Source organism: Microcystis sp. M169S2 (genome assembly GCF_020245865.1).
In the GTDB taxonomy this organism is placed as follows: domain Bacteria; phylum Cyanobacteriota; class Cyanobacteriia; order Cyanobacteriales; family Microcystaceae; genus Microcystis; species Microcystis ichthyoblabe_A.
Window position 1 is genome coordinate 1 of the sequence record NZ_JADBUB010000130.1, and the last position, 15,780, is coordinate 15,780.

Below are 15,780 nucleotides of genomic sequence, written 5' to 3' on the forward strand. Positions count from 1 at the left end.
ACCCAACAACCAAGTGGCTAGATCATCGGAGAAGTTTTCGGCGATAAATTTACAAATATTATCAAACATCGTGAGCGTTTTGTCTTTGTAATTGCTCGATGGTTGCGGGGGATAAATCGGTAAATCGGGCGATTTCTGGGACAGGAAAGCCAGCAGATAGCATTTTTAGGGCAATTTGTCGAGCTTTTTCGTCTTTGCCTTCCTCTTTACCTTCTTCTTTGCCTTCCTCTCGGCCTTCCTCTAAAGCTTCCTGATAGACTTTAGTTTCTCTTAAATCACTTAAACTAAACATTTTTTCAATCTCCTTACGGTTTAATTTGGGCAATTTATAAATGAGAATTATCTCGATTAATTCCAGAATTTCCTCTCTTTTTAAAGACTCCTGGAATTGTTGTCTAACTTGTTGAATCAGTTTTTTTCCTTGAGCTAAGGTATTTTGTTCCGATTCCACAATTAATTGTAACACTTTTACCCCCAGAGAATCCCCCTCATCTAACTGATTCAGATAATAACAGTTAACCCGTCCTGACTCAAAGAATTCTTGATAACGAGATTTAGGACTATTTTCAATTTCCCGATGAGGATAAATGATCACCCCTTGCCAATTCTGGCTTAACTCGCTTTGATGAAAATAGAGAAATATTTCACTAAAAAAGCGCGAGTAAAACCGTTCATCTTTTTGAAATTGTACCTCAACAAAGTAAATCGGGTCATTGAGGTTATCGGGAAGAAAAACCCCATCTAAACGAAAAGCTAGTTGTTTAACTTCTAGGGAGGAAAATTGATAATGATTGACGGTTTCCGGGGGAAGATTGAGCAAATCAAAGAAACTTTCAGGAAAAGTCTGAAAGAGACGATAGAAAATACTGTCCGTTTTCACTCAAGTTTGTCCCTCAATGACTTGTGCTACTTGTTCAATTTCTCAGTCTAAAGTTTGGGCAATTTCTCCTAGAGTTAATCCTATTGATTTAACCATTGCTGCAAATCTTCCCAATCCGAAAAGTCCAATAAAGCAAGAGCTAAATTATCCAGTTGATTAGGATTTAACTGTTTAATTTTTTGTTCTACCTTTAAAGGAATAGAACCTAGTTTTAAATTTAGCTGACGCAAAATTAGGCTTTTTTTAGCGGATAATTCTCCTTCCTCTAAAGCTTCTTGATAGACTTTAGTTTCTCTTAAATCACTTAAACTAAACATTTTTTCTATCTCCTTACGGTTTAATTTGGGCAATTTATAAATGAGAATTGTCTCAATTAATTCTAGAATGTCCTCTCTTTTTAAAGACTCCTGAAATTGTTGCTTAAATTGTTGAATCTAAGGCTTTTTTCTTTAATTTAACCATTGCTGCAAATCTTCTAAATCCGAAAACGCCAACAACGCAAGAGCTAAATTATCCAGTTGATTAGGATTTAATTGTTTAATTTTTTGTTCTACCTTTAAAGGAATAGAACCTAGTTTTAAATTTAGCTGACGCAAAATTAGGCTTTTTTTAGCAGATAATTCTCCTTCTTCTCTGCCTTCCTCTAAAGCTTCCTGATAGACTTTAGTTTCTCTTAAATCACTTAAACTAAACATAGCTTCTATCTCCTTACGGTTTAATTTGGGCAATTTATAAATGAGAATTGTCTCGATTAATTCTAGAATGTCCTCTCTTTTTAAAGACTCCTGGAATTGTTGTCTAACTTGTTGAATCAGTTCTTTTCCTTGAGCTAAGGTGTTTGGTTCCGATTCTACAATTAATTGTAACACTTTTACCCCCAGAGAATCTCCCTCATCTAACTGATTCAGATAATAACAGTTAACCCGGCCTGACTCAAAGAATTCTTGATAACGAGATTTAGGACTATTTTCAATTTCCCGATGAGGATAAATGATCACCCCTTGCCAATTCTGGCTTAACTCGCTTTGATGAAAATAGAGAAATATTTCACTGAAAAAGCGGGAGTAAAACCGTTCATCTTTTTGAAATTGTACCTCAACAAAGTAAATCGGGTCATTCAGGTTATCGGGAAGAAAGACCCCATCTAAACGAAAAGCTAGTTGTTTAACTTCTAGGGAGGAAAATTGATAATGATTGACGGTTTCTGGGGGAAGATTGAGCAAATCAAAGAAACTTTCAGGAAAAGTCTGAAAGAGACGATAGAAAATACTGTCCGTTTTCACTCAATTTTGTCCCTCAATGACTTGTGGTACTTGTTCAATCTCTAAGTCTAAAGCTTGGGCAATTTGTTCTCTAGTTAATCCTAAAACCAATAAACGGGGAACAGAAAAACCAGCAAAAAGCATTTTTAGGGCAATTTGTCGAGATTTCTCTTCTTTGCCCTTTTCCTCTCTTTTCTCTAAAATATCTCGATTTAGAGGATTTTTTCTAAACCGTAAACGAGGGATTGCAGCTGAGTAACTTTGCGGATAGAAAGGAGAACCCCCGGCATATAACAGGAGCGATCGCTGGTATCATGACGAAGGGTATAGATTTCTCCGGGGGAACCGAAAATTACTTCCTGGTGAGCAATTAAACCGGGTAAACGCACGCTATGAATACGGATGTTCTCGGCAGTTAAACCGCCTCTAGCGCCGGGGATGGTTTCTTTTTCAGAAACTTGGGCAGGATTAAAGATTTTACCCAATTCTGCCAGTAATTCGGCGGTTTTAATGGCTGTGCCACTGGGTGCGTCTGCTTTTTGATTGTGATGCAGTTCGATAATTTCCACATGATCAAAGTAGCGAGATGCTTGCACGGCAGCCTGTTGTAGTAAAACCATGCCAATGGAAAAATTGGGGATAACTAAACAGCCAGTGCTGGCTTTTTCGGCAAATTCGGCTAAATCTTGCAGTTGTGCCGCCGATAATCCCGTAGTTCCCACCACCGGACGCACTCCATAGGCGATCGCACTGCGGGTATTGTCATAAACACCGTCGGGATGGGTAAAATCCACCATCACCCCCTGCACTTTTTCCTGAGTTGCCAGGACTAAAACACTCTGTAAATCGTCGAGAATCGGCACTTCTAGGGGTTCACAACCGGCCACTTCTCCCACATCTTGACCCCGAAAAGCTGGATTTCGATCCACTGCACCCACTAAGATCATATCGTCGGCACGAGCAACGGCTTTAATGACTTCCCGTCCCATTTTGCCGGCTGCACCGTTGACAACGACAGGAATCGGGTTTCTATTTTCGGTCATAATTAATTATTCTCCTTATGTATGGCGATTATAGATTGTAAATGGGTAATAACGTTTTTTAGGGAAAAAAATCAAGATATAAATACTGCCCTAACACACCAAAAAGAAAAGTTTTTGATGTGTTACCCTTGGTCAACCCACTACTTAGGGCTTGCTGAAAATTACTGGAAGCCTTACTAGAAAACGGTTTTGGCACTTTTTTAGCCAAAAAAGTGCCAGAAATAAAGGTTGAGAAATCGCTCCGAGAGACTCAAAACCCTTGCACTTTCCGGAGGCGATTACAAAGGGTTCTGCTTCCCAGTGCGCGAGGTCATTCTGTTATTCTGACTTCCCCGACCGACTCCTGACTCCTGACTACTGACTCCTAACTCCATCAACAAACTTTTTCAGCAGACCCTACTTATAATAAAGCCATTTCCCCCACCACTTCCAAGCGGGTATAACTGCCGATTTTAAGGAATTTTTCCGAGAGAGATTCGGCCACATTGGGAGTAATCCAGCCTAACTGTTTGAGAATTTGCAAAGCGGCGGCATATTTAGCCCGTTTGGAACCATCTAGGGCTTTAATTGCTAATCCTAAACCTTCACCGACGCGCCCGATACATTGAATACCTTCGGCCCCGGCTTTACTGACGATTTCCCCTTGGCTAACCTGCATTAATTCCGTATCAAAAGCCCCTTCTCCTGCTACCATGCGGGGATGATAGGTCATCGCCCGGACGATTCTTTCTAAGTCTAAACGGTTGCCAGAGGCTAACTGGGCGTAGAGATGGGCCATTTGCCCCAACTGCATTGAATAGGTGGGCGCACCGCAGTCATCGTGGGCGCTGATTAATTCATCTCCCGGCATCCCCAATAATTCGGCAATTTTGCTTAAAATTAGCTTCTGTATTTGACTAGAACGCCGCAGATAGCTATTTAACGGCCAGCCACGCTGTTGACACACCGCTAACATCCCGGCGTGTTTACCAGAACAATTGTACTGCAAGCGACTGGGTTTGCCTTCGGGGAGGGGACATTGCAGGGCATTGGGATCGATATCGGCACGCCAGAGAATATTAAAGACTTGACGGGCGTGTTCCACCGTGCCTTGGTGAGAACTACAGATAATGGCTAGATCCTTATCGTTGAGATCGTAGCGTTCGAGGGTGCCGGTACTGATGACAGCCAGTGCTTGAAAAGGTTTCAGGGCCGAACGAATAAAGGCGCTAGTTTCGGCGCTGCCGGCGGTGGATAATACCCGGCCGCGGTCATCGCAAATAGCGGCCTCGACATTATGAACCGATTCAATAATACCTTCCCGGAGGAGATGAATTTCTAAGCGGTGGGTTGGTGAACGTTTTACCCTATTCATTCAGATTGGTGATTGGTTGCGGTTAGTGAGTGAAAAATAGCCAGAAAAGACCACTGATAGCGACAATTGCCCCTAAAATCAGGGCGGTTTTTTGTAAACGGCGGAGAATGGGCTGGATTTGATAGGAGACGATTAAACGATCGCGGGTTAAAATGGCGGCGGTTTTTGTCCAGATTTGGCCATCATACCAGCCCGACTCCTCATAAAATACTTTCTCCGATTGCAAGCGGTCATAGACGTAGATCCAGCCTAAATACAAGCGCAATAACACCAATCCTACCAAAATTGTCGAGCCAAAAATCCCCGCACAGAAGAAGAGAAAAGGGGCTTTTTTGAGGGGAAAACTAGCGGCGGCAATCGGTCCGACAATTAACCATGTCCACAACCATAACCAGACAATTTTTTTTGTATAAGAGGCTACATCTAGCGTCGCCCAACGGAAAAACCAAGATTCTTTTAATTGTTCGTACTCGTTCACCGGCTGCTGTTCTTCCGGGACGGGACAGAAATCAAGGGAGGATTTCATGGATTCTACTCCTCCAAATGGTCGCTAGGTAGAGGAATCCGTTGAGCATGACCCCAAAATGCTTCTAAATTATAAAATTCCCGCTCTTTTGGTAAAAAGATATGAACAATGATATCGCCATAATCCATCAGGATCCAGCTACCTTCGCTTTTTCCTTCCACTTGTCGGGGGGATTGTTGCCATTCTAGTTCCATAGCGGCTTCGATCGCATCCTCGATCGCTCGCACTTGAGTGGTAGAATAGCCGGTAATAATCAGAAAATAATCGGTTAAATAACAGATATCGGCGACTTTCAGGATGGCGATGTCCCCTGCTTTCTTGTCCTCGGCAGCGGTAACAATTGTCTCTAGAAAATTTTCGGTCTTGAGATTTTCGGCGACAGGGGTAATAATTCCAGTGGGATTGGTCATTCAGGTTGTGGTTATCCTTTGGCTGAGGTGGTTTTAAGCGAGTCTTGAGATTATGTTAATCAATGGTTTTAGTTTCTGTTAGTTGTTCTTTAACAATTTGTAACGCCCAGTTGCGGGTTAGCACGGTGCGGGGATGAATGGGACAATGGCTACTTAAAAGATATTTTAGGGAATAATCGCAGGTTTGTTGAACGCTTTTATGGAGATTTTGATAGCTGAGTTGTCGTAGGGCGTTTAATTCGGGTGTATCGCCGCGATTGGGTTCCAAGGCATCGGCAATAAAGACTATACAGCTAAGATCGCTCATATTGGGTTTACCGAGGGTATGATTGCGAATTGCTTCGAGAATTTCCTCATCGGTAACGTTAAATTCTTTTTGGGCGACAACTGCACTGACATCGGCGTGGAGTAAGTGGGGATGGGATAAACAGATATTATCCACCTCTATTCCCGCCGATTCTGCCATTTTTAGCAGTTTTTTGGGCTTGAAAAATTTAGCCAGATCGTGCATTAACCCAGCTTGCCCTGCTTGGACGGGATCGAGATTGTGATGACGAGCTAAATCAATACACATGGTCTCCACACCAAGAATATGGCGCAGACGGTGTTCGTTGACGTTTTCTTTTAACCAGTCGATAACTTGCTGTCGCATCTTTTTTTTGCCCTTGTGGAACCCCAAAACGATTGTAACAATTACTATACAATTTTGCCTATTGCTTCAAGGTTCGATCTTTACCAATCATCCTCACGAGTAGCTTCTAAAACTTCTTCTTGCTGCCAATCATCCTGAAAAGGTTGTACCACTTTACCGATCGCATCGGCCACAAAAGACTTAATAAATTCTTCCTTGCGACTAAGTTGAAATTGTCTTTGTACCACTTCCGTCATACCACCATCACCCCAGTCTTGATCCTGACGGAAATATTCAATAAAACTTTTGCCAGCAATGCGGGTTAAATAGGCGGCACTGACCCCTTGAATTGCCTTCCCGACTATATAGGTAGTAAAATTTAACTGTAGGATTCTGGCTAATAATTCTACTGCTCCTTTCACTACTCCCAAACTAACTAGAGTTTTACCCAAAGATAGAGCCAATTCCTTACCTCGATCGCTGTTAATTTCACAGCCATAAACTTGACCAATTTCCCTGACCATTTGAGCATTAACCGCCGCCGTTGCTAACAGATCGAACACTGGTAAGGGAGTCACAGCAATCACTCCCGCACCGATCCACTGATAGCGATCGATAATTTTATCAGCTTGGCGACGACGTTGGCGATCGATAATTTTCCTAGCTTCTTCTCCTAATCTTTGGGATTGTAAGAGGATATTATCCGCCACTAAATCCTCCCCTTCGGCCCGTAAAACTGAAGCCAAACGTTTAATTAAAGCTAAAATATCTGGTTCCGGTGTGATGATTTGTCCACCGGTTAACTGTACTGGTTGGGGATTAGCGGCGACGGCAATAATATCGGCTGAAAGGACAACTCCTTTAAGACGTTCTCGTAATTGTTTTAAAATAATGTCTCGATCTTCGTCGCTATAGAGATCGATTTTATTAAAGACTAAGAGAGAACGTTTACCAATATCAATTAAACCCAATAAAGGGCCGTATTCCGATTGTCGAATATCGTTATCGATGACAAATAAAAGTAAATCTGCTTCCGTGGCTAATTGTCGCGCTAACTGTTCCCTTTGACCTCCGGCCGCACCAATTTCGAGAATGCCGGGGGTATCGGTAATTTGAATTTCCCGATTCACACCTTTCATTTTTAAACTATAGGTTTCCCCTTTTTCCGTGGTTCCCATGGTTGCCTCCACATTGCCCACCATTTGACCGATGAGGGCGTTAATTAGGGAGGTTTTTCCCGCCGATCCTGTGCCGAAAACAATGATTTTAACTTCTTTTCTGGCTAAACTTCGCTCAATTTCTTGGGAACGATTAATAAAAACCTGTTGAGTTACTTTATCTTGAATTTGCTCCACTTGTTGCCGGATAGCTTTTAAGGTTTCCCCGGCGGCCTCGGTTTTTTCTACTGGTAATTTTAGGGGTGGACGGGAGGAAGAACGCAATCCGCGGCGACTTTTTTGCTGCTGGGGCAGCAGATAAAAGTAGTACAGAAGAACGTAGATCAGCAAGCCCAGCAGTCCGATAATCAGCAAAAGCAGAATATTAGCTAAGATAGGAGCGGTAAAGGCGATCTGGATGTAAAGACGATAGATAGAGTTGACTAACCACAACATTAATCCGAAAATAAAGCTCAGACCAATGATTAAAGTGGCAAGACGGGGTAATTTCATCAGCTTTAACGGTAGGGGGTTCCTTAATCTTGATCTTAGTTCTTTGCCGGCCGATTGTCGGGAACTAGAATAGACTATTATCTATAGTCATAATTGTTTTTATTCATCAGCCAATTTCTGTAAATCTACTAAGTTGGGATTTTTAAAGGGAAACTCTCTGCTCAAATTGGGCGTTACTTGCGATTTTATCGCTCAATCCCGGCTTTTGGGGGGTTCTACCCCCCAAACAACCCCCCGCGCATTAGTTTTTCGGTGGGATGCTTACAGGCAGCAGCTGATACATTTGTCGTCATCTAAGAGTCACTGATAATTGCTGATTGTCGGTATTCCTGCAAATGTGAGATGCAGCCGTATTCAGGGGTCAGGGGATAGCTTTTTATTTATTCTCCCTTCTCCCCACTTCCCCACTTCCTATTCCCTCGGGCCAGAAAAGGGGTAAGATAATAAGTTTAGTGATAAGATGACCGAATTGTAAGCGGGGACTTGATATGGCAGAAACCCTATTATTTAATGCTTTGCGACAGGCGATCGATGAGGAAATGGGCCGCGACCAGACAGTATTTGTTTTGGGTGAAGATGTGGGTCATTACGGTGGTTCCTACAAAGTTACCAAAGATCTCTACAAAAAATATGGCGATTTAAGGGTTTTAGATACTCCCATCGCTGAAAATAGTTTTACGGGCATGGCAGTGGGGGCAGCCATGACGGGATTGCGTCCGATTATTGAAGGCATGAATATGGGTTTTCTTCTGCTTGCCTTTAACCAAATTGCCAACAATGCTGGGATGTTACGTTATACCTCCGGCGGTAATTTTAAAATCCCCATGGTTATCCGCGGTCCGGGGGGTGTGGGGAGACAATTAGGGGCGGAACATTCCCAACGTTTAGAGGCCTATTTTCACGCAGTACCTGGCCTAAAAATTGTCGCTTGTTCCACTCCCTACAATGCCAAAGGTTTATTAAAATCGGCGATTAGAGATAATAACCCCGTGCTTTTCTTTGAACACGTTCTTCTCTATAATCTCAAGGAAAATTTACCTGATAGCGAGTATCTTTTACCCCTCGATAAGGCGGAAATCGTTCGCAAGGGAGAAGATATAACTATTCTCACCTATTCGCGGATGCGTCATCACTGTTTACAGGCATTAAAACAGTTAGAAAAAGATGGCTATGATCCAGAAATTATCGATTTAATTTCCCTGAAACCCTTTGATATGGAGACGATTGCCGCTTCGATTCGCAAGACTCACAGGGTGATTATCGTGGAAGAATGTATGAAAACTGCGGGAATTGCTTCCGAGTTAATTGCTTTAATTAACGAGCAGTTATTCGATGAATTAGATGCCCCCGTGTTAAGATTATCTTCCCAAGATATCCCCACACCTTATAACGGTAATCTAGAAAGATTGACGATTATTCAACCTAATCAAATTGTCGAAGCTGTCCAAAAAATGGTCGGTGATCGCATTTAAAAAATTCTCCTTTTGATACTGAAGTTATGCAGAGACAAAATTGGTTATTGTTACTGATCATCGGCCTGGTTGTTGCCTCGATCTTTATCCTGATTAAGTTACCCCTACAATTAGGTTTGGACCTGCGCGGTGGTAGTCAATTAACCATTCAGGTTAAACCCACGGAAACCGTGACAACCATTCAACCTAATGATTTAAAAGCCGTACAAAATGTGATTGAAAATCGCGTTAATGCCCTCGGTGTTTCTGAATCATTAGTGCAGACTGTGGACAGTAAAAATCAGGTAATCGTGCAACTACCAGGGGTCACAAATCCCAAAGAAGCGGAGAGAAACTTAAATGTTCAGGCCCAATTAGAATTTCGTCAGCAAAAACAAGGTACAGAAGGAGAATTTCGGGCTGAATACTCGATTTTTCAACAAAAAAAAGTGGAATTAGCCGCCCTTAAAGCCGAGAATAAACCCGAAAATGCCGCTAAAATTGCCGAACTAGAACAATCTCTGCAAAAATCTAAAGAGGCAATTTTAAATTTATTTGAGTCGGTGGACTTAACCGGAAAAAATCTGCAAAATGCCACTATTAGTTCCACTCAAGGCACTAACTGGGAAGTGGCGATTACTTTCGATTCGGAAGGGGGCAGTAAATTCGCCGAACTGACTAAAGCGATCGCGGGTACTGGTCGCAGTATTGGCATTTTCCTTGATAATGAATTAATTAGCGCCCCTGTGGTTGATGTGCAGTTTGCCCAAACGGGAATCACGGGAGGCCGGGCTGTGATTACTGGTAATTTTACCGCCGAAACTGCCAACGATCTAGCGATTCAATTGCGCGGTGGTTCCCTACCTTTCCCCGTTAAAGTGGAAGAAATTCGCACCGTCGGGGCAACTTTAGGCCAGGACAGCATCCGTCGCAGTATCTACGCCGGTTTAGTGGGTTTACTGTTAGTTTTAATCTTCATGGCGGTTTATTACCGTTTACCCGGGATTATTGCCGATGTTTCCCTGATTATCTATACTATTCTCTCTTTGGGGGCTTTTGCCTTAGTGGGAGTCACCATGACGTTACCCGGTATTGCCGGATTTATCCTCAGTATCGGCATGGCAGTTGATGCAAATGTACTGATTTTTGAGCGTACCCGGGAGGAATTAAGGGCCGGAAAATCCCTATTTCGGGCAGTAGAGTCGGGATTTTACCGGGCTTTTTCCAGTATTCTCGATAGTAATGTCACTACTTTAATCGCCTGTGCTGCCCTATTTTGGTTGGGTTCAGGATTAGTCAAGGGTTTTGCTTTAACTTTAGCCATTGGGGTAGCTGTGAGTATGTTTACCGCTTTAACCTGTAGTCGTACTCTCCTGTTAATCACCGTGTTAAACGTCCCCAGCGTCCGTCAAAAACCGCAACTTTTCTGCCCTAATTTACCGGTAAACCAATAATCAGTTATCAGTTATCAGTTATCAGTTATCAGTTACCAGTTATCAGATTGGAGTTTTAAGTTAACAGTGTTAATCGGTTATCAGTTACCAGTTATTCCCCCACTGATTACTGCTTACTGATAACTGAAAAATATCCCTACTCCTGTCTCCTTTGTTCCTTGTTACTTAATCGATATGGCATTTAACGTTACAAAACAGCGTAATTTTTGGTGGACAGTCTCGGCCCTGCTGACGATTGGTAGTATTTTAGCCATGGTAATTTCTTGGTTCACTATTCAAGCGCCTTTGCGACCGAGTTTAGATTTTGTTGGTGGCACGAGAATTCAGATAGAATTAGCCTGTGCCAAAAAGAATACCTGTGAGAAAGCTTTAACCACTGCCGAAGTGCAAGCAATTTTAGAAGAGGAAGGATTGGGTAACAGTAGTGTGCAGGTATTGGATAAATATACTTTATCGGTGCGGACTAAAACCCTAGCAGAAGAACAGAGAACAAAATTACTCGACACCTTAAATCAGAAAATTGGCACCTTTGACCCCGAAACCGGTCAAATCGATACCGTCGGGCCCACCATCGGTCAAGAATTATTTAGGTCGGGATTTTTAGCTTTATTAGTGTCATTTTTTGGCATTGCCGTCTATCTCAGCTTCCGTTTTCAACGGGATTACGCTTTTTTTGCCATTGTCGCCCTGCTGCACGACGTTTTGATCACTTTAGGGGTCTTTGCGGTTTTAGGCTTAATTGCGGGGGTAGAAGTGGATAGTTTATTTTTGGTTTCCCTCTTGACAATTGTGGGCTTTTCTGTTAATGATACGGTGGTAATTTATGATCGCGTCCGGGAAAATTTTGTCAATACCCCCGAATTATCCGTGGATGAAATTGTCGATAACGCGGTGAGTCAAACCCTAACTCGTTCGATTAATACCACCCTGACCACTTTATTGCCTCTGGTGGCGATTTTTCTCTTTGGTGGCAGCACCTTAAAATATTTTGCCCTAGCTTTAATTATTGGCTTTGTAGCCGGGGCCTATTCGAGTATTTTTATCGCTAGTACCCTACTAGCTTGGTGGCGCGGTCGTTCCCATCGAACTAAGATATTGCAAGCTTAAAAATGGCTTTTAGTTGTCAGCTAAATTTTTTGACCGATTTCGTCAAATTGCTTCAAGAGATTTGATTGCGAACGCCACTGAAAGCAGCATAGGCGATCGCTATAGCATCTACAGCATCATTAATAGGCATTTTTGTCAATCCGAATAAATACTTAATTTGTTCGGCCACCTCAGCTTTAGTGGCCCTACCATGGCCCAGATGACATTTCCAACTAGCTTGATGGAGGAAAATCGGTTCAATTCCCCCATCGCGACAACTAACTAGATTGATAATTCCCAATGCTTGCAGGACTCCACCAGCTGCCTTGATTTGCCGGTTAAAAAAGGGCATTTCTACGGCAATTTCCCCCGGTTTATATTCTGCGATTAACTCCTTTAAATCCCGTTCAATTTCGATCAAACGCTGGGCAGTAGAAAGATTTTTAGAAGTTTCGATCGTGCCATAATCGACTAAAATCGGCATTAACTCACTATTATCCCGGAGAATAGCCCAACCGACAATCGCTAATCCGGGGTCGATACCCAACCAAGTAGTCATAGATTAAGCCAAAAAATCTTGGACGATTTCGAGGATTCTTTGGGATGCTTGTCCATCTCCAAAAGGATTAATTGCATTAGCCATACGATCATAGGCGATTTTATCCCTTAATAATTCTCCCGCTTGTGCTAAAATTTGCTCGGGATTAGTCCCAATTAATTTCGCTGTTCCCGCTTGCACTGCTTCCGGTCTTTCCGTGGTTTCTCGCAATACTAAAACCGGTTTTCCTAAACTAGGGGCTTCTTCTTGAATGCCCCCAGAATCAGTTAATAATAAATAACAGCGTTGAATCGCGCCCACTAACTCGGCATAATCGAGAGGTTCAGTTAAAAATACCCTGGGATGATTGCCCAAAGCGGACTGAATTGGTTCTCGGACGGTGGGATTGCGATGCAGGGGTAATAATAGGGCTATATCGGCATATTTTTCTAATAACAAAGTGAATCCTTTGATAATATCCTGTAAGGGTTCGCCCCAATTTTCCCGGCGGTGAACCGTGGCTAATAAAACCCGATAATCTGACCAATTTAAGCCCGCAATTTGACATTCTGGGGCGGTTTGGGCTACGGTTAATAAAGCATCAATAACTGTATTACCGGTGTGGTGAATATTTCCCGTCACCCCAGATTTTTGTAAGTTTTCTACGGCTAAAGTAGTGGGAGCAAAATGTAGAGTAGTCAGTTGAGAAATTAGGCGACGATTAGCTTCTTCGGGATAGGGATTATAGATATCATTAGTTCTTAATCCTGCCTCTACATGGGCGATAGGAATTTGTTGATAAAAAGCCGCTAAAGCAGCAGCAAAAGCGGTAGTAGTATCACCTTGCACAATAATTAAATCTGGTTTTATACGCTCAAAAACTGTTTCTAAACCCCGTAAACTGCGGCAAGTAATATCAGTTAAAGTTTGACGGGTTTGCATAATATCGAGATTTTCATCTGCTTTTAAAGCAAATAATTCCATCACCTGCGCTACCATTTCTTTATGCTGTCCCGTAAGAATTACATGGGTTTGAAACTTTTCCGATTCTTGAAAAGCACGAATAACGGGAGCTAATTTAATCGCTTCGGGACGGGTTCCAAGGGTAATACAAATTGATTTCAACATATTATTATCAGTTATCAGTTATCAGTTATCAGTTATCAGTTATCAGTTCACTGATTACTGATCACTGCAAATCGCTTGAATTGTGCTGTCTTGTCATTTTTCACCAGTGGGGGTTTGTTGAACGATAACTGGGGGATAGAGTTGCATTTGCTGAGGATTTAAAGAAGGTCGAGAGATGGTCAAAACTTTTTGTTTAGCTAACTCTTGAGTCATGGTATCTAAAGTTTGAGCGATACGCAAATTATATTCTAATTGTTCCCCAGAAGAAAGCAGATTACTTAAGCCATCAATTAAACGTCTTAAATTCTCGCGAAATTGGGGATCACCGATTAAATCATCGATATCGGAGGTGATTTTTTGAGTATTTTCAAAAGTCACCCTAGCGGATTCGAGAGTTTTTTGCAGCAGGACTATTGTAGCAGGATCGTTAATAGTTTTAGTAATTTCTCGTAAATTATTCGATGTCTCCACCGCATTATTCAAAATCGTCTCGATATTTTGCATGACTTGTTTAGTATCAATTTCATCTAAACCAGCATTCAACCTCAGGGCGGTATTATTGAGATTATTAGCGAGACTGCCAATACCTAAACTAGCTTGATTAAGATTATCGAGAGTATTAACAATTTGTCCCCGATTTTCGCTGAGAACAGCATTAAGATTAGCGACTAATTGGGAAGATTGTTGAAAAGTTCTGCTGATTTGACTGCGGTTTTCCTGAACGGTATTATCTAAAGTATTGATAAAACGGGAGGCATTATTAGCCGTATTAGTCACCGAGCGACTGGTGGTAGCTAATTCCAAAGATAGACGAGAGATTTCTCTTTGGGCATTACGGATAGTCTGGGAGGTATCATCGGATAAACGGGCGATTTTTTGAGCTGCTATAGCGGTATTTTTGGTGACATCATTGAGATTACCCACAAATTCAGGACTGGTAAAAGTATCCACTAAACGACCAACACTAGACATTAATTGTGTTCCTGTTGTCCCCTGTAAACGAGTATTATTACAGAGAATTAACAGTTGATCACAGTCGGGACTCAGAGGGTCGAGATTTTTGGCCTCAGCACTTAGAGAAACTAAGGGAGTGATATCGATGGCTGCCTCCCCAATTAATCCGGAAAGATTGGTAGTAACAGTTACCTTCCTAGGCATAACTAAAGTAGCAGAAGCGATTTCGGCAATAACTTCCACTTGATTGCTTCCCGGGATAAAACTCGTAATTCTTCCCACTCTCACCCCGCGAAAACGTACCGGCGCCCCGACTTGTAACCCTTCCACGTCGGCAAACTCGAAGATTAATTGATAGGTTCTTTGACCAAATCCTCCCCCGCGAACCCAGATAGCGAGCGCCCCAAAGACCAATAATCCGCCTAGAGCAAACAAACCTAGTCTTCCTTCCCGTAAAGCTCGCGAACTCTGCATGATTTTTCTCTCATTCTCGATAGTTCTTAATTTAGCTTAATCTAGCTTAAACGATTGTCCTAATCGGGCCTTCAATGCTGGCGCTAAAAAATTGTCGGATCATGGGATGATCGGTACGATCGATATCTGCCACTACTCCCTGCCATTGCACTTTTCCCTGATAGAGAAATACTACTCGATCGGCGGTGCGTCGGATGGTACTTTGTTGGTGAGAAACCATCACATAAGTGTTCGCAGACCCTGATTTTTCATGGAGAGTCCGCACTAGATCCTCGATAATTGTGGAAGCTATCGGGTCTAATCCGGCGGTAGGTTCATCATACAGCAATAATTCGGGATTATCGGCGGGATTATCGGGATTAGTGATAATAGCGCGGGCAAAAGCCACCCGTTTACGCATTCCCCCCGATAGTTCCGAAGGATAAAGGTTACTAATTCCCTGTAAACCGACCATTTCCAGGCTTTTTTCCACTAATTCCCTAATTCTGGCTTTTTTTAAATTAGTTTGTTCATAGAGATAAAAACCGACATTTTCCCCGACGGTGAGAGAATCAAACAGGGCCGTTTGTTGAAAAACCAAGGAAGTTCGCATCGCTTCTCGACCATCTTCTAGCAATCCCTGACGCAATTGGCCTTTAATACGAATTTCTCCCGCATTTATCCCCGTTAATCCCGCAATTAACCGTAAAACCGTCGATTTTCCCGTTCCCGACGGACCGATAATTACCAGGGCCTCCCCTCGATAAATGGTTAAATCTAAACCATCGAGAATAACATTATCCCCGAATCTTTTCGATACTCCTCTCAATTCAATTAACGGTTCTTTCATCGTCGCTTAATTATCTTATAACCTCTGGAATTTTAGGGAGATGGGGAAGTGGGAAGTATTTTCAGTGAACAGTAAACAGTAATCAGTGAA

The 15,780-nt window shown here is 42.4% G+C and carries 17 protein-coding genes and 1 pseudogene; 3 read left to right on the forward strand and 15 right to left on the reverse strand.

Annotation, left to right across the window (positions count from 1 at the left end):
- Positions 1-61 precede the first annotated feature (61 nt).
- From IM485_RS13505 to IM485_RS13555, 11 genes and pseudogenes are all read right to left on the reverse strand, one after another.
- Positions 62-880: an Rpn family recombination-promoting nuclease/putative transposase gene (locus IM485_RS13505; protein WP_287743701.1), complete on the reverse strand. Its 819-nt coding sequence runs from the start codon at positions 878-880 to the stop codon at positions 62-64.
- A gap of 80 nt (positions 881-960) precedes the next feature.
- Complete coding sequence (locus IM485_RS13510; RefSeq protein ID WP_287743703.1) at positions 961-1,197, reverse strand: DUF4351 domain-containing protein; 237 nt, start codon at positions 1,195-1,197, stop codon at positions 961-963.
- 51 nt (positions 1,198-1,248) lie between these two features.
- Positions 1,249-1,314: pseudogene (locus tag IM485_RS23020) on the reverse strand (DUF4351 domain-containing protein); the annotation flags it as partial.
- 15 nt (positions 1,315-1,329) lie between these two features.
- Complete coding sequence (locus IM485_RS13520) at positions 1,330-2,163, reverse strand: Rpn family recombination-promoting nuclease/putative transposase (protein ID WP_287743706.1); 834 nt, start codon at positions 2,161-2,163, stop codon at positions 1,330-1,332.
- The gene (locus IM485_RS13525; RefSeq protein ID WP_272948716.1) at positions 2,164-2,286 is read right to left on the reverse strand and encodes a hypothetical protein; all 123 of its coding nucleotides are present in this window, start codon (positions 2,284-2,286) and stop codon (positions 2,164-2,166) included. It abuts the gene before it with no gap.
- Between the two features lie 68 nt (positions 2,287-2,354).
- On the reverse strand, positions 2,355-3,185 hold the full coding sequence (gene dapB / locus IM485_RS13530; protein WP_002739420.1) for a 4-hydroxy-tetrahydrodipicolinate reductase: 831 nt from the start codon (positions 3,183-3,185) through the stop codon (positions 2,355-2,357).
- Between the two features lie 400 nt (positions 3,186-3,585).
- The gene (locus IM485_RS13535; protein ID WP_194016309.1) at positions 3,586-4,539 is read right to left on the reverse strand and encodes an asparaginase; all 954 of its coding nucleotides are present in this window, start codon (positions 4,537-4,539) and stop codon (positions 3,586-3,588) included.
- A 22-nt stretch (positions 4,540-4,561) separates the two neighbouring features.
- A complete protein-coding gene (locus IM485_RS13540) occupies positions 4,562-5,065 on the reverse strand; it encodes a CGLD27 family protein (protein ID WP_002752122.1) in 504 nt (167 codons plus the stop codon).
- 5 nt (positions 5,066-5,070) lie between these two features.
- Positions 5,071-5,475 (reverse strand): ribosome silencing factor, encoded by a 405-nt coding sequence (gene rsfS, locus IM485_RS13545; protein ID WP_002739249.1) that lies wholly within the window; start codon positions 5,473-5,475, stop codon positions 5,071-5,073.
- Between the two features lie 55 nt (positions 5,476-5,530).
- Positions 5,531-6,127, reverse strand: a complete 597-nt coding sequence (gene yqeK, locus IM485_RS13550) for a bis(5'-nucleosyl)-tetraphosphatase (symmetrical) YqeK (protein ID WP_287743709.1) — start codon at positions 6,125-6,127, stop codon at positions 5,531-5,533.
- A gap of 80 nt (positions 6,128-6,207) precedes the next feature.
- On the reverse strand, positions 6,208-7,776 hold the full coding sequence (locus IM485_RS13555; RefSeq protein ID WP_287743711.1) for a YcjF family protein: 1,569 nt from the start codon (positions 7,774-7,776) through the stop codon (positions 6,208-6,210).
- A gap of 488 nt (positions 7,777-8,264) precedes the next feature.
- On the opposite strand from IM485_RS13555, the gene IM485_RS13560 reads away from it, so the two are divergent.
- The 3 genes from IM485_RS13560 to secF all read left to right on the forward strand — a co-directional run bounded on the left by IM485_RS13560 (position 8,265) and on the right by secF (position 11,788).
- Positions 8,265-9,248 carry an alpha-ketoacid dehydrogenase subunit beta gene (locus tag IM485_RS13560; protein ID WP_002742584.1) on the forward strand — a complete coding sequence of 328 codons (984 nt, stop codon included), beginning with the start codon at positions 8,265-8,267 and terminating at the stop codon, positions 9,246-9,248.
- Positions 9,249-9,274: 26 nt separating this feature from the next.
- Positions 9,275-10,681, forward strand: coding sequence for a protein translocase subunit SecD (secD, locus tag IM485_RS13565; RefSeq protein WP_287743713.1), 1,407 nt, complete (start codon positions 9,275-9,277; stop codon positions 10,679-10,681).
- Positions 10,682-10,855: 174 nt separating this feature from the next.
- Positions 10,856-11,788: a protein translocase subunit SecF gene (gene secF, locus IM485_RS13570; protein ID WP_104396091.1), complete on the forward strand. Its 933-nt coding sequence runs from the start codon at positions 10,856-10,858 to the stop codon at positions 11,786-11,788.
- Between the two features lie 52 nt (positions 11,789-11,840).
- On the opposite strand, the gene IM485_RS13575 is transcribed toward secF, so the two are convergent.
- From IM485_RS13575 to IM485_RS13590, 4 genes are all read right to left on the reverse strand, one after another.
- Positions 11,841-12,326, reverse strand: coding sequence for a crossover junction endodeoxyribonuclease RuvC (locus IM485_RS13575; RefSeq protein WP_002763127.1), 486 nt, complete (start codon positions 12,324-12,326; stop codon positions 11,841-11,843).
- Between the two features lie 3 nt (positions 12,327-12,329).
- Positions 12,330-13,433, reverse strand: coding sequence for a non-hydrolyzing UDP-N-acetylglucosamine 2-epimerase (gene wecB, locus IM485_RS13580; protein ID WP_194016565.1), 1,104 nt, complete (start codon positions 13,431-13,433; stop codon positions 12,330-12,332).
- A gap of 93 nt (positions 13,434-13,526) precedes the next feature.
- Complete coding sequence (locus tag IM485_RS13585) at positions 13,527-14,861, reverse strand: MlaD family protein (RefSeq protein ID WP_287743717.1); 1,335 nt, start codon at positions 14,859-14,861, stop codon at positions 13,527-13,529.
- A gap of 46 nt (positions 14,862-14,907) precedes the next feature.
- The gene (locus IM485_RS13590) at positions 14,908-15,690 is read right to left on the reverse strand and encodes an ABC transporter ATP-binding protein (protein ID WP_287661157.1); all 783 of its coding nucleotides are present in this window, start codon (positions 15,688-15,690) and stop codon (positions 14,908-14,910) included.
- Positions 15,691-15,780: the final 90 nt, after the last annotated feature.

Excerpts from the sequence above, each read along its gene's own strand:
- IM485_RS13510 (WP_287743703.1), bottom strand. The coding sequence starts at position 1,197 with ATGTTTAGTTTAAGTGATTTAAGAGAAACTAAAGTCTATCAAGAAGCT.
- IM485_RS13525 (WP_272948716.1), bottom strand. The coding sequence starts at position 2,286 with ATGCTTTTTGCTGGTTTTTCTGTTCCCCGTTTATTGGTTTTAGGATTA.
- dapB (WP_002739420.1), bottom strand. The coding sequence starts at position 3,185 with ATGACCGAAAATAGAAACCCGATTCCTGTCGTTGTCAACGGTGCAGCC.
- IM485_RS13535 (WP_194016309.1), bottom strand. The coding sequence starts at position 4,539 with ATGAATAGGGTAAAACGTTCACCAACCCACCGCTTAGAAATTCATCTC.
- IM485_RS13540 (WP_002752122.1), bottom strand. The coding sequence starts at position 5,065 with ATGAAATCCTCCCTTGATTTCTGTCCCGTCCCGGAAGAACAGCAGCCG.
- rsfS (WP_002739249.1), bottom strand. The coding sequence starts at position 5,475 with ATGACCAATCCCACTGGAATTATTACCCCTGTCGCCGAAAATCTCAAG.
- yqeK (WP_287743709.1), bottom strand. The coding sequence starts at position 6,127 with ATGCGACAGCAAGTTATCGACTGGTTAAAAGAAAACGTCAACGAACAC.
- IM485_RS13555 (WP_287743711.1), bottom strand. The coding sequence starts at position 7,776 with ATGAAATTACCCCGTCTTGCCACTTTAATCATTGGTCTGAGCTTTATT.
- IM485_RS13560 (WP_002742584.1), top strand. The coding sequence starts at position 8,265 with ATGGCAGAAACCCTATTATTTAATGCTTTGCGACAGGCGATCGATGAG.
- secD (WP_287743713.1), top strand. The coding sequence starts at position 9,275 with ATGCAGAGACAAAATTGGTTATTGTTACTGATCATCGGCCTGGTTGTT.
- secF (WP_104396091.1), top strand. The coding sequence starts at position 10,856 with ATGGCATTTAACGTTACAAAACAGCGTAATTTTTGGTGGACAGTCTCG.
- IM485_RS13575 (WP_002763127.1), bottom strand. The coding sequence starts at position 12,326 with ATGACTACTTGGTTGGGTATCGACCCCGGATTAGCGATTGTCGGTTGG.
- wecB (WP_194016565.1), bottom strand. The coding sequence starts at position 13,433 with ATGTTGAAATCAATTTGTATTACCCTTGGAACCCGTCCCGAAGCGATT.
- IM485_RS13585 (WP_287743717.1), bottom strand. The coding sequence starts at position 14,861 with ATGCAGAGTTCGCGAGCTTTACGGGAAGGAAGACTAGGTTTGTTTGCT.
- IM485_RS13590 (WP_287661157.1), bottom strand. The coding sequence starts at position 15,690 with ATGAAAGAACCGTTAATTGAATTGAGAGGAGTATCGAAAAGATTCGGG.